This is a genomic window from Bacteroides sp., assembly GCF_028690125.1.
In the GTDB taxonomy this organism is placed as follows: domain Bacteria; phylum Bacteroidota; class Bacteroidia; order Bacteroidales; family Bacteroidaceae; genus Bacteroides.
The window spans coordinates 1-11105 of record NZ_JAQVBV010000050.1; the positions used below are offsets into that span (position 1 = coordinate 1).

An 11105-nucleotide genomic window follows, 5' to 3' on the forward strand; every position below is an offset into this window, starting at 1 on the left:
ATAATACGAGTTAATCTTTTCAAAGGGTTTTTTCAGTTCCGCGGCATATGTAATAATTGTTGTCTCCGGAACATTTGCGTTAGCATCAATTGATGCGTCCGCCGTTACTTTTGATGAAAAGAATTTTTTACTGAACTTATTCAAGTCGAGTTGATCGCCTATTCCTTCAATATCGAAGATCTCTTTCGGATATTTTTCCTGTAAATGCATTATCAGGTCATTGAAGGCCTGATCATACGTAAATTGTACATACATTAGACTCACGCAATTAATTCATTTAATGTTACAAACTTGCCGTCAACTTCAAGTAACGGGAGAGCTAGAGAACCAAATGCTTTAGCTCTTGTGATTAAGCGCAATCGCGCCGCTTCTTCCATTTCAGATATTATTACCTTATCGAACTCGATACCACGCCCAATTAATATACGCTCAATACCTTTGCATCTGTTGCAATGTGTATCTGAATATATTACTACTGTCATTATTTACCACTGCTCCCAAACCCGCGGTCTCCGCGTGAGGTGCTAAGCAGTATTTCATCTGTAGCCACTTCAGTAAAAAGTGCAGTATCGAATTCTTCAATAATTACTTGTGCAATTCTATCACCAGCATGTACAGCAAATGGTTCGCTTCCAAAATTAAACATTATTACTTTTACAGTTCCGCGGTATTCTTCATCGATAATCCCGCCACCAAGTTTAATTCCGTTCTTAAGTGCTAAGCCACTGCGCTCTGCTAATCTACAGTACTTGCCAGGTTCTCCAATAATTATTACACCAGTATCAATTGCGGCATGTCCGCCTGGCATAATTACACAACTCTCATCAGCTTTGATATCTGTTCCAGCATCTGATGTTCGTGTTTTAGTCATTGGCTGTGCGTTTTTCGACTGATTTATATACTTCATGTTCTAACATCCAATTAGATAAAAATTTTTCAACTAAAATAGGAATTTTCTTTCCCCTGTATTTTACAACAGTTACAGGAATTCCCCTGTAAAAAACTATGAGGGAGTTTGCCCCGCGAGATGCGGGCAGGTATTCCCAGAAGAAGCCTTCTAATTCTTTAACATGGAATTCAGGCATTTTCAAAACCAAACTGGAAGTTGAAATATGATTTCTTATTTTTACTTGCGACCGGCTGAGACTTTCCGATCCATACCTTCTTTCCGATGATTGCAGGATTTATGATTCTGCTACCCGGCTCGCCAATGGTCAGTGCTTTTACACCATTGCGACCAAAGACATTTCCGCCGAGCATGAGTGAGAGGAGCTCACCATCTTCAGCCTCAAGCTGTATAAGTGTGTATGCACCATAATCAGAAACACCTTCAATGCATCCAGTAACTTCTACATTCCTGATTCTCTGTCCTGCTTCCAGCTTAAGAATAGTTCTGGAAGAGTTGTCTGCAGCTGTACTTTTTGAATCGTATCCTTCGAGTTTTACCATTTTATCTTACTCCTTTCTACAATATAGTAATAGTATTTTATTCTATTTAAATCTTTCGGATGTGCTTCAGTACTGAATAAGTCGCACATATCATAAAAGTTCCAAATGTCACTATTTGGAACGTTGGCGGTATTAGAGCGACGCTTCCTGGCAATAGAATGTACAATGCGATCCATAATACATTTGAAACCACCCAAGCGAGCTGTCCTCTAAAAATGACCTTCTCATCCTTTATGCCTGTTCCATAACCATTTAGAACAGCCCCAAGGATGGAGAAGGCCGTTGCCAACCCCAACATTATCAAGGCTATCATCATCATTTACCAACTCTCGTATTTTACCCATTATAATTTCTACAGTAGTTTCATCGCTAGCTAATTTTAAATATGGTCTACGATGTAACTGTAGTAATGTTTCTAGTTGGGTATCTATTTCATTACACTGTGTCTCCGATTCTCTCCTAGTACCATCATCTTCAAAGTGCTCTGGGTTACGTTCAAGGATTATTATTAGATCGTATCGCATTAGATCTTTTAAAAACTCTTCATATAGAGCAACCATATTATGATAGTCTTGTGCTAAGTTAAAAGCACTTCTTGGAGCGTATACAAATGAAAGGAGTGTTGGTGAATCCGTTATCGCAACTTCTATTTCATCTGGTAGCATAAACTCTCGTTCACGCTGCTTCATTAGAATTCTGAACTGATCGCTGACTCCATTTAAGCACCAACCCTTGTTGAGCTCTTCTCGTACAAATTCCTGTATGAGTGCGCTTTTGATACCAGCGATTTTGCATTGATGAAATAACCCTGCTGCTACTGTCGATTTTCCTACACTAGGCCCACCTAATAAGCCGACCAGAATCATTATAATTAAACCTCGTATATGTCAACTGAAACGTGTGGATTAGTCCAATCATACCAGTCATCATACTCCAGACTGATATCAATATCGACTTCTGTTCCATCAGGTTTTTTAACTCTAATAGATTCCAACACATCACCGTCAACAAATACGGCAACTATTTCTGAACCAATTAATGACTCTGCTTTCAATCTATATAAGTCTTTCGCACGTTGAGCTTCAGCCTTCTCGCACTCTGGACATAACCATTCTTTAGGCACCTGTTCAACCACTCGTGATTTATTACAACCATCACAATAAATTCTGTACATTATTTTCTTGCGGGCTGGAACAGGAACTTTAACTCCATGAAATCGCATGAGATCACCTTAGTTTTAAATATGGCGCGATCTCATTTTCATAAAACCATTTTTCTCTAAGGTCGCGCTCATCTTCTGTTTTATTAAATGCATGCCATCCTAGTTCCAATCTAGTTTGTGTTGGATTTCGGAAGTGCGTATAGAACCACTTATGATCGTATTTAGATCTGGGATCATCATAAATTACATAATATGAATATGTCCCATCATCTCTTAATAAACGCGCAAACACTTGACCACCATCCTTTTTCTTTTTCTTTTACCTTAAATTCTGGAGCGAACTCAGCTTGTAATTTTAAAAACTGTTCGAATCTACGGTTCTTTTCTTCTACGAGTTCTAATTCGTGCGCTTCTAAACTATATGTACTTGCCCGAACTACTCTCGTTCTATACGGAGATTTACACACCGCAATAACATTATTGTATTCATCTACTGCAATTCCAATTGTCTCGGGCTCCACTTGCATACGAACGATTCGAAAAAGACGTTTATAGATATCTATAAACGCTTTAACTTCTGTTGCAGAAATGTATTCTGTGTTCATATGTGTAAGATCCTTCGAATTTGTTGTATTATAGAATTGCCAAATTCTTTATGTAAATCGTCGTATATTTTCTTACGAGCTAGACGTTCCTGATGTGTTTTCGCTCTCCAATGGTCATAACCTATTAATGCTTCGTGCACTTGACACGTATTATATGAATATGACGACCATCCACCATCCTCATCATCATCTAAACGCTTTTCTGTAACAACTGTTATCGAATCAAATTTGCCCATACCTATTGCCACTATTGGATTTTCAAACTGTTGAACTTCCATAAGTGCTGTTCGTACTTTTTCAAATAATCGGGCGAATTCTTCACGTTCCTCATCCGTTAAATATGTCATTAACTTAACCTCAGTATATGTGTTTGTGAGTGATAAATCGGTCTGCCATATTCATTATATGAGGCCCGTCTAGTAGTTACAGCTATTACGCTGGTATCACCTGCTTCAAAACCAATTGATATTATTTCATCTTTTAAATTGTATTTTTTAGCAAGCAGTGCCTGTAATGTAAAGAACGTGTTTCTATAGTCTGTTATGTCCACCATGTTTTGTCACCATATTTAATTGTTCCTTTTAATCCACAACAATCATCCGGTATAGCCCATAAATGTTTAAATGCGTCAAAGTTATTTAATTCGCATACAGAAAAATCTGTATTGTACGAATCACAAATTTCTTTAATCCGCTCATAGTATGCTAACCTTTCTTCTACTGAAAAAAATATTGTTGCAGAATCTTTAATCGAGTACTTATTAAATAGTGGACGAATATCTAATCCTACAGATTCGAATTGTTTTATTACGAATGGTGAAAATCTACACATCTCTCCTATGACAATATTTGGCTCTGATGATAATACGTGTTCAACAAAATCGAAACTGAAATAATTAAATGAAAACTCTGGTTCAATTTCATGACTCAGTGTTCCATCTGGCCAAATTGGTATTATAGGCGCGATTCGGACTGCTGTTCTAATGTTTGCGTCTACAAGTGTTTTTACTGCAGCTAAACGATCTTGAGTTGACGGTGCATGTGGCTCTAAAGTTTCCGCCATGTCTCCAGTTACAGAAACTTGAATGTATGTCAAATCTGGATCATATAGATTAAGATATTCAGAATCAGCCACCATCTTTCCTTTTGTGAAAATGATATGCGGATATTCGAAATCTTTAAATACCTGTAGAAGTTCTAGCATCTTCCGACTTACTAGTTCATTAGTTATGAATGGATCTGTCATTCCGCCTATTCTTATAGGTACTCTTCGTTTTAACATTTCTGCTGTTTTCGTAGTTCGGTTCTTTATGAAAGCATCTTCAAAGTGCTTTCTAATTTTTGTAATATCAGATTCAAATGGAATTTCGTGCCAATGATTTCTAAAACCAAGCAAACTATGTGCATAGCAATAGAGGCAACCATTTGTGCAACCGTTTCCATATGGATCTATCTGTAATGGATAATTGCAATGGTCGCCTTTGGCCCCACCAATTAATCTAACTGGCGATTTAAACTCTATCATTTTTTACACATATCCTTTGAGTAAGAACTCGTCAACCTCTGCCAATATCGGTTGTTCTGGTGGCAGTGATTCGCGGCTTATCAATTCTACTAAAAAGTCTAACGTTTGATCTGTTGCACCAACTTCACGTATATGACTGATTTCTGACCGTGGAATTGATATAACATCCAGCTCGCTAGTACCTTCCATTTTCTGAACTGGTGTTGGTTTATTATCTATAATTAAGTAAGCTAAGATGTCGCCAGTTGTTGTGGCGCCACCAAAGACTACTCTACTACAAATAATCGTATCACCAGTTTTGGTTGATACAATAAAGTACATTATTTTGCTCTCCACTCTTTATAGATGTTAATGGAATCGTTGTTAATTTTTTTAGATTCCATCCACGCAAGAACACTGTCATTATTACATGGTCTTGGTGAATTAAAACAATCGGCTTCGTGAACAATCATAAGATGACCAATGCATGGATGTTCACACAACATACGTTTTTTCTTATCTTTCATCTCATCAAATCTGTGAAGTTTCATATGGTGCCGTACACACCATGCTATTACTTCTAACTCTGGTTCTGTAAAGCCGAGTCGTTTTGCAATATCAATTGCAATTGGAACGCCCATTTCATCATGACCATGAAAATGTCCGTCTTTAAATGCAACTGGTTTGCCTACATCATGTAGTAGGACACAAATCTTTATAAGATCTGAATCATCCCAATTCAATCGTGCAAGACAATTTATAATGTGGTTGAGCGCATTTCCTTCTGGATGCCGATCAACGCGCTGTTCAAAGTTTCGCATGATGTCAATTTCTGGTAATACTTTACTCAGCGCGCCAATGGCACTTAAGTTTATTATGGTAAATTCTAAGTCTCCTCTTAAGATTTCTGAATGCATGCTTCCACCAAACTTAAAATATTTTTACCAAAAGTTTCAGGTAGATATTGTGTTAATCGATCTCATATTATTTATAACTCCTTAGGTATTCTATTGCTTTATCATGAATCAAACCATCCACTGGTGCACCCAACCGTATTAATTCTTTTATATTAGTTGATGACGTCATCAGTAAACTGTTATCTGATTGTGGTAATAACATAGTTTGAATTCTACTGTCCAACATACTATTAAAGGTAGCAAGCTCTGCTTCCATCTGAAAATCTGACGTATTTCTTACACCTTTAATGATTGTATTACATCTGTTTTCTTTCATATATTCAACAACGGAACCTGTGGTGTAATCTATCATACACCGCGATCTAACTTCAACTGGCAGTGTAGCATGGATAACATCCATTCGTTCATCTGGTGTCAATACATATTTTTTCTTTGGATTCTCAGCTACAAGAATAATTAACTCGAAATTCTTTGCGCGCTCCAAGAAAGATATTACGACAGATAAATGTCCATAATGGAATGGATCAAAACTACCGGGAAAACACGCTGTAAATATCGGATACTCATTGAATATAGCCTTGAATTCTGGATACTTATTGCTAATAACAAGTTCTGTTCTTAGGTTTGGATGTTGCTCAATCGCCATTTTAATAGCACTGTATTCGAAATGATCTCGAACATATTTCCAATCATGGCGGAGCGGAAGTCTTGTTAACAGTTTTTCTAAATATGCTATATCATGAATTTTCATAATATCTTTATCGCCACGTGTTACTGCTGTGCGTACAAAATATTGCATAGGTGATGAATAAACTGTTCCCCATCCGTCTTCTATTGGTACATGCAATTCTTGTAACAATCCCATAGTTATCAACATCCATCGCGTTTAGGTTTTTCTCGTTTATGTTTACACATTGGACAGTGGTCGCCGGATTCTCCTCTCCAAAGATACCCACAATATCCGCATACATATGTTTTCAATGTTGTTTTCATTTTAGATCACTCCATAGTAATACGTCATTTTTTGGTGATAGAATATATGGATCGATATATGTAAACTCTGGTAAATATGGTGGTACACGATATGATACACAACATGGTATAGCAACCATTGCCCTGCGGCCATCACATTTAAGGTGTTTTATAATTTCAAGTACGGGTGCATGTGAATGTACTGCTGCAATTACTAACTTTGTTGGTTCTTGGAATCTTAAATCAAGATCCTGCACCTTCGTATTCAGTATTGTTAGACGATCCACTTTATCCATCAATGTTGTATCTGCTTCTGGATCTATATTTATGCATGTCCATTTTGTACGAAATGCACAAAGAATAGATGTTCTTGAATACTTACCATCGCCGGGACAAATTAAGACTACATTCTCATCAGATGGTGAAATATCAAGATGATTTACAATTGCGAAATAAGCGGCTTGTGACTCAGAGATTTCTTTCACATTAGGAAAAATCTTTGTGTGAACGTTTAAAATATCTCCAGCGCATTTCAATCCTAAAAAGTCGTCAACGTACCTGCCACGCATGTACATAACTTATCACTTTCGTCATAAGTTATTTCTGGTTCGATTACTCCTTGCTTTTTAAGTGGAGACCATCGATACCAGAAATACACGGCTACCATTAAATATCCTCGAACCGTATTGGCTGAAGGTTTGCTTTGTTTGCTTTGATGCGGCAAAGGCGCTCACCACAAATTCTCATAAGTGAAAGCGCACGTTCTACCTGGATACCACTATAGTATCCATTGAAATAGATTTTGGCAAGCTGTGGAATCTGCGAAACCTCACCAGTTACTGGGTTTAGTTTTGTAATGAATGCAATACTTTTTGGGTTCACAATAAAGTGTTCTCCACTTATATATTCCTTAGGCAGTTCACGAGCGGTGTATCCACCAGCTCTAAGACGAAGTTGATATGCAGGATTTCCATCCACTGGATTAATTACATTTGCGATTTTAATTTTCATTTCTTATCACCTTTCATTCTAACAAATTCTTTTAGCATGTTTATTTCTTTTCGTTCATTCTTTTCAAATCGGCCTCTTACAGCTAATTCGAGATAATAGTAGCTTGGCTCAATATCTCGACTTAGCTCTAAAAGTTCTGTCATATATGGTAGTCCATTTGCTAATTTAGTAGCTAATTGACACAAGTATTGTTTATTATTTCCTATACCTTCAGCGAACAGTATTCGTGTAAGACTCAATGATACTCACCATATCTTCTGTTTCTACCATTGGAATAAGGTTAAGAATTTTTTCACTCCATCCGGCTAACAGATATACGTTAGGATTCTGAATGTTCACTTGTGCTGTTCCGTATCCAGCAAGATCAATTGAGTAAATCCTACAGTTCGGATTAACCTCGTGTAGATATCGATCGAATAGTGATGATACCGATGCACTCGTTCCACGTGACGAGTAACACTGCATATCACTGACGATTAGTATCCTATCATACACCATTTTTGCACGAATAATCGCGTCAATTGGCTTCCATGCTTCTGTGCTCCATCCAACATTTACTGAACGCATCATTCTGGCACAAGCCAACGATGATAGTTCTTTTGGTAAAATCACCTGCTGGAAATCTGTTGCAAATGATACGAGCGTGTGCTGCTGGAAAATCTTTGGACAGATTGCTCCAAATAAACCAGCGATGTCATACCGTGTCATTGACGATTTACCAGAGAGTGGACTATCCATAGAGCCAGAAACATCTACAAGAATTAGTGTACGTCCTTGAATTTTTGGGATATTTCCAATTGACACTTCCATTGCTTCTTCAGTGATTCGTTTATATTCCGTTGTTTCAACCATTTTGTATGCGGAAAGGAAGCGGAATGGAAACTGTTTACTATTCGCAACTGCATGTGGGTTAGTTAACCTTGGTGCAATTAATGATGCAGAAATTTTGTGGCTCTCAAAATTTCGCAAGTTACGTAGTAAACCCATATATCCCATTTTAGGGATCATGTCAGTCCATGCCTGTTTATTCGAACCAAGTGTAGAGATGGCATGTTCCCAAGTGTCGGCTGATTCGATTGTCTCATCAACTAGTGACTGGAAAATTTTCTGCTGTTCTATGTCTTTCGGTGTCGGGTGTGTTAAGAATATTGCGTCACGGAATCTAAACTCTCCAGATCCACCGTTATATTTAGCAAACTGATAAGCATCGAACTTATTCAGAGATCTACGAATCACTACTTTCGTGATACGTGGAAGCCTAACCGAATTAAACGGCCTGCGCTGATCTGGAAACATTCCTTTCTGTGCTGACATTAATTCGAGAATTTCATCTGCACGACTGACAATTGCACACCCATAATCAGCTGCATTCACTACTGTTTTATTTCCACTGTTTGCATATAATGTCCAAAGCAAGATTGGAACTGAACGCATATGCATTTCGTGTCTTGCATAAACTGCAAGTTTCAAAACATATTCAGGATCTCGTATGAGTACACGATTTGCAAGTGCGATTAATTCTGCATCTGCATTACCATATGCACCAGGCTCATTCACAAAACATGTGAAAACACGAGTCATCAGTTCTTCTTTCGGTGGTAAAGCTTCCGCCAATCCACCAGCTTTATTTCGTATAACTGCTGTCTTTTCTAACGATCTGTTAAACTTTCCTGCCATTTTATGTCACCCAATCTTTTATTATATCCCATGCTACCATGAGAACCATTACACATAAACAAAATGTCAGAGCTAATGCTATTATCATAATGAATCATACCTTATTGTTAATAACAAGTCATTTGCCCGCTTTCTAGTTTCATCTGAAATGTGTGCTGGTATTTTTGTTGGAAATGTTTTGATTTCATCTAGCAATTCGTATGCTGTTTGTTCCCAGTCATCTGCAATACTATGCCCAAAAGCATCTTTGAGTTTTCGTAAATTAATTTCTATCTCACCATACATAACCATATATAAACAGGTAAGAAGATTACGATGCAACACATTTATTGTTTTTACCTTTTCAGCACCAGTGCTTGCATTAGCACGCTTAATAAGAGTATGACTGAGCCCTTCGTATGCTGGAATCATATCCTGTGTGATACATGCTTTACCTAATTCTCGTAATTCGTCCCAATACCTATCATCATGATGAATTTGCACCGGTGAAAAAAGAGTTTCGATTGAGTTAGGATTTGATTTTAAAAGCATACCTATAAATTTTTTAATTTCATGACTTTCGATTTCAAACTGATCTGTTCTTGTTACATCTGTTTCTTTTAATCTATCTAAACCAAATATATCGTCTAGATTCGCGGCATAAATAACACGTAAATCATAATCAGAATTATCTCTATTATATCCACATGCGCGAGAACCAATCATTGCGGAGAAGATTAAGCCAACCATACCATTCTACTCCTAGCACCAAAATCAGGAACAGTCCGTTCAAATGTTTGTAAAAACTCGACTCTATTTATTCTTGGATGTGTTTTGTCTACCAGAGCATTCATGTGCCTTGTAATAGTTCCATCATGGAATGTATTTTCAGAAACAATTACTCCACCATTGTTCCATTCATACGCCATGAATTCACCCTGTGAGAAGTATAATTTTAATCCACCAACAATAAATGCAAACGCATTCATTCTATCACCAGCAAACCTCTCAATTCGAATTGGATTTTCTGCGTATGGATTGAATGGTGCAGTAAAAAGTTTCCAGAAATGAAGTGAAACATCTATGTTGAACCAGAACCAATCGAATCTATCGTTATATGAATTCCTTGGTAGCTGATTTGCATGTGATCCACTCGGCCAACTTCCACGGACTCTGTATGTGCCATTAATCTCTGCCGCTAATAGCTCACGGTTACTAAACCAGAATTTATCATTGCCGATTATTACAAGATCGGCTAATGTTCTCTTACTTATCCACTTATCAGACTTTAAGATTACACGCATTTTCATTTCACCTCATTAATAACTCCTAACTTTAGTGCCTCATCTACACCAAAGAAGTAGTCTTCCCTTTTATCAAAGATATTCATAAGGAATTCTTTACTTATTCGTGTATTCTCTATAATCATTCTTATATAAAGATTACGAGCCCACGTCATCTGTTCAATCTTACTCGTCCATTCGCTAAAGGGATGTGATCCTTTATTAAATGAACACGATACATCATGAATCATAAATCGTGCAAATGGTGAAGCTACCCTATCATCACATGCTAATAGTATTGGTAATGCAAATGAGTAGCACTCGCCATATACATGACCTATAATTTTTGCTTTTGAATACCGAATAGCAGATAACATACCAGTTAAAGCATATTCGAATCCACCGCTACAATTAATGATGAGTGTGATATCGTCTTCAGATTCTTCATTAAGTTCTGCCAGCGTAGTTACAAATTCAATTACGCTATCTTCATCCATAGTTCTAGATAATAGTACTGTTCGCATCATTTTTAATCCACCAAACATAC

The 11105-nt window shown here is 37.3% G+C and carries 20 protein-coding genes; all 20 read right to left on the reverse strand.

Annotated features, from left to right (window positions below; translation table 11 throughout):
* The coding region (locus tag PHO71_RS22110; RefSeq protein WP_300207639.1) for a hypothetical protein at positions 1-255 on the reverse strand (255 nt) is incomplete at its 3' end.
* 5 nt (positions 256-260) lie between these two features.
* A complete protein-coding gene (locus PHO71_RS22115; RefSeq protein ID WP_300207641.1) occupies positions 261-482 on the reverse strand; it encodes a glutaredoxin domain-containing protein in 222 nt (73 codons plus the stop codon).
* On the reverse strand, positions 482-871 hold the full coding sequence (gene dut / locus PHO71_RS22120; RefSeq protein WP_300207642.1) for a dUTP diphosphatase: 390 nt from the start codon (positions 869-871) through the stop codon (positions 482-484). The genes PHO71_RS22115 and dut overlap by 1 nt, the downstream gene beginning before the upstream one ends.
* Positions 864-1091: a hypothetical protein gene (locus tag PHO71_RS22125; RefSeq protein ID WP_300207644.1), complete on the reverse strand. Its 228-nt coding sequence runs from the start codon at positions 1089-1091 to the stop codon at positions 864-866. Before PHO71_RS22125 ends, dut begins: the two co-directional genes overlap by 8 nt.
* Positions 1078-1449: a hypothetical protein gene (locus tag PHO71_RS22130; protein WP_300207646.1), complete on the reverse strand. Its 372-nt coding sequence runs from the start codon at positions 1447-1449 to the stop codon at positions 1078-1080. The genes PHO71_RS22125 and PHO71_RS22130 overlap by 14 nt, the downstream gene beginning before the upstream one ends.
* 224 nt (positions 1450-1673) lie before the next feature.
* A complete protein-coding gene (locus PHO71_RS22135; protein ID WP_300207649.1) occupies positions 1674-2315 on the reverse strand; it encodes an AAA family ATPase in 642 nt (213 codons plus the stop codon).
* 5 nt (positions 2316-2320) lie between these two features.
* Positions 2321-2623 carry a hypothetical protein gene (locus PHO71_RS22140; RefSeq protein WP_300207652.1) on the reverse strand — a complete coding sequence of 101 codons (303 nt, stop codon included), beginning with the start codon at positions 2621-2623 and terminating at the stop codon, positions 2321-2323.
* Positions 2624-2877: 254 nt separating this feature from the next.
* Positions 2878-3216 carry a hypothetical protein gene (locus PHO71_RS22145; RefSeq protein ID WP_300207653.1) on the reverse strand — a complete coding sequence of 113 codons (339 nt, stop codon included), beginning with the start codon at positions 3214-3216 and terminating at the stop codon, positions 2878-2880.
* Positions 3213-3563 carry a hypothetical protein gene (locus tag PHO71_RS22150; protein WP_300207656.1) on the reverse strand — a complete coding sequence of 117 codons (351 nt, stop codon included), beginning with the start codon at positions 3561-3563 and terminating at the stop codon, positions 3213-3215. Before PHO71_RS22150 ends, PHO71_RS22145 begins: the two co-directional genes overlap by 4 nt.
* Positions 3564-3756: 193 nt before the next feature.
* Positions 3757-4740: a radical SAM protein gene (locus PHO71_RS22155; protein ID WP_300207659.1), complete on the reverse strand. Its 984-nt coding sequence runs from the start codon at positions 4738-4740 to the stop codon at positions 3757-3759.
* 3 nt (positions 4741-4743) lie between these two features.
* A complete protein-coding gene (locus PHO71_RS22160) occupies positions 4744-5076 on the reverse strand; it encodes a hypothetical protein (RefSeq protein WP_300207662.1) in 333 nt (110 codons plus the stop codon).
* A complete protein-coding gene (locus PHO71_RS22165) occupies positions 5061-5636 on the reverse strand; it encodes an HD domain-containing protein (protein ID WP_300207665.1) in 576 nt (191 codons plus the stop codon). The genes PHO71_RS22160 and PHO71_RS22165 overlap by 16 nt, the downstream gene beginning before the upstream one ends.
* Before the next feature lie 67 nt (positions 5637-5703).
* A complete protein-coding gene (gene coaD, locus PHO71_RS22170) occupies positions 5704-6501 on the reverse strand; it encodes a pantetheine-phosphate adenylyltransferase (RefSeq protein ID WP_300207689.1) in 798 nt (265 codons plus the stop codon).
* A gap of 124 nt (positions 6502-6625) precedes the next feature.
* Positions 6626-7183 carry a hypothetical protein gene (locus PHO71_RS22175; protein ID WP_300207691.1) on the reverse strand — a complete coding sequence of 186 codons (558 nt, stop codon included), beginning with the start codon at positions 7181-7183 and terminating at the stop codon, positions 6626-6628.
* A 91-nt stretch (positions 7184-7274) separates the two neighbouring features.
* Positions 7275-7619 (reverse strand): hypothetical protein, encoded by a 345-nt coding sequence (locus tag PHO71_RS22180; protein ID WP_300207693.1) that lies wholly within the window; start codon positions 7617-7619, stop codon positions 7275-7277.
* Positions 7616-7762, reverse strand: a complete 147-nt coding sequence (locus tag PHO71_RS22185) for a hypothetical protein (RefSeq protein WP_300207695.1) — start codon at positions 7760-7762, stop codon at positions 7616-7618. The genes PHO71_RS22180 and PHO71_RS22185 overlap by 4 nt, the downstream gene beginning before the upstream one ends.
* Positions 7763-7829: 67 nt before the next feature.
* Positions 7830-9296: a TROVE domain-containing protein gene (locus PHO71_RS22190; RefSeq protein ID WP_300207697.1), complete on the reverse strand. Its 1467-nt coding sequence runs from the start codon at positions 9294-9296 to the stop codon at positions 7830-7832.
* Positions 9297-9380: 84 nt separating this feature from the next.
* The gene (locus PHO71_RS22195) at positions 9381-10025 is read right to left on the reverse strand and encodes a nucleotidyltransferase domain-containing protein (protein WP_300207698.1); all 645 of its coding nucleotides are present in this window, start codon (positions 10023-10025) and stop codon (positions 9381-9383) included.
* Positions 10013-10585: a hypothetical protein gene (locus PHO71_RS22200; RefSeq protein ID WP_300207699.1), complete on the reverse strand. Its 573-nt coding sequence runs from the start codon at positions 10583-10585 to the stop codon at positions 10013-10015. The genes PHO71_RS22195 and PHO71_RS22200 overlap by 13 nt, the downstream gene beginning before the upstream one ends.
* Positions 10582-11105, reverse strand: a 524-nt coding sequence (locus PHO71_RS22205) for an ATP-dependent Clp protease proteolytic subunit (protein ID WP_300207700.1), incomplete at its 5' end; no start/stop codon positions are given. The genes PHO71_RS22200 and PHO71_RS22205, both read right to left, overlap by 4 nt.

Excerpts from the sequence above, each read along its gene's own strand:
- PHO71_RS22150 (WP_300207656.1), bottom strand. The coding sequence starts at position 3,563 with ATGACATATTTAACGGATGAGGAACGTGAAGAATTCGCCCGATTATTT.
- PHO71_RS22135 (WP_300207649.1), bottom strand. The coding sequence starts at position 2,315 with ATGATTCTGGTCGGCTTATTAGGTGGGCCTAGTGTAGGAAAATCGACA.
- PHO71_RS22130 (WP_300207646.1), bottom strand. The coding sequence starts at position 1,449 with ATGGTAAAACTCGAAGGATACGATTCAAAAAGTACAGCTGCAGACAAC.
- PHO71_RS22200 (WP_300207699.1), bottom strand. The coding sequence starts at position 10,585 with ATGAAAATGCGTGTAATCTTAAAGTCTGATAAGTGGATAAGTAAGAGA.
- PHO71_RS22145 (WP_300207653.1), bottom strand. The coding sequence starts at position 3,216 with ATGAACACAGAATACATTTCTGCAACAGAAGTTAAAGCGTTTATAGAT.
- PHO71_RS22190 (WP_300207697.1), bottom strand. The coding sequence starts at position 9,296 with ATGGCAGGAAAGTTTAACAGATCGTTAGAAAAGACAGCAGTTATACGA.
- coaD (WP_300207689.1), bottom strand. The coding sequence starts at position 6,501 with ATGGGATTGTTACAAGAATTGCATGTACCAATAGAAGACGGATGGGGA.
- dut (WP_300207642.1), bottom strand. The coding sequence starts at position 871 with ATGACTAAAACACGAACATCAGATGCTGGAACAGATATCAAAGCTGAT.
- PHO71_RS22175 (WP_300207691.1), bottom strand. The coding sequence starts at position 7,183 with ATGTACATGCGTGGCAGGTACGTTGACGACTTTTTAGGATTGAAATGC.
- PHO71_RS22140 (WP_300207652.1), bottom strand. The coding sequence starts at position 2,623 with ATGTACAGAATTTATTGTGATGGTTGTAATAAATCACGAGTGGTTGAA.
- PHO71_RS22195 (WP_300207698.1), bottom strand. The coding sequence starts at position 10,025 with ATGGTTGGCTTAATCTTCTCCGCAATGATTGGTTCTCGCGCATGTGGA.
- PHO71_RS22115 (WP_300207641.1), bottom strand. The coding sequence starts at position 482 with ATGACAGTAGTAATATATTCAGATACACATTGCAACAGATGCAAAGGT.
- PHO71_RS22185 (WP_300207695.1), bottom strand. The coding sequence starts at position 7,762 with ATGACAGAACTTTTAGAGCTAAGTCGAGATATTGAGCCAAGCTACTAT.
- PHO71_RS22165 (WP_300207665.1), bottom strand. The coding sequence starts at position 5,636 with ATGCATTCAGAAATCTTAAGAGGAGACTTAGAATTTACCATAATAAAC.
- PHO71_RS22180 (WP_300207693.1), bottom strand. The coding sequence starts at position 7,619 with ATGAAAATTAAAATCGCAAATGTAATTAATCCAGTGGATGGAAATCCT.
- PHO71_RS22155 (WP_300207659.1), bottom strand. The coding sequence starts at position 4,740 with ATGATAGAGTTTAAATCGCCAGTTAGATTAATTGGTGGGGCCAAAGGC.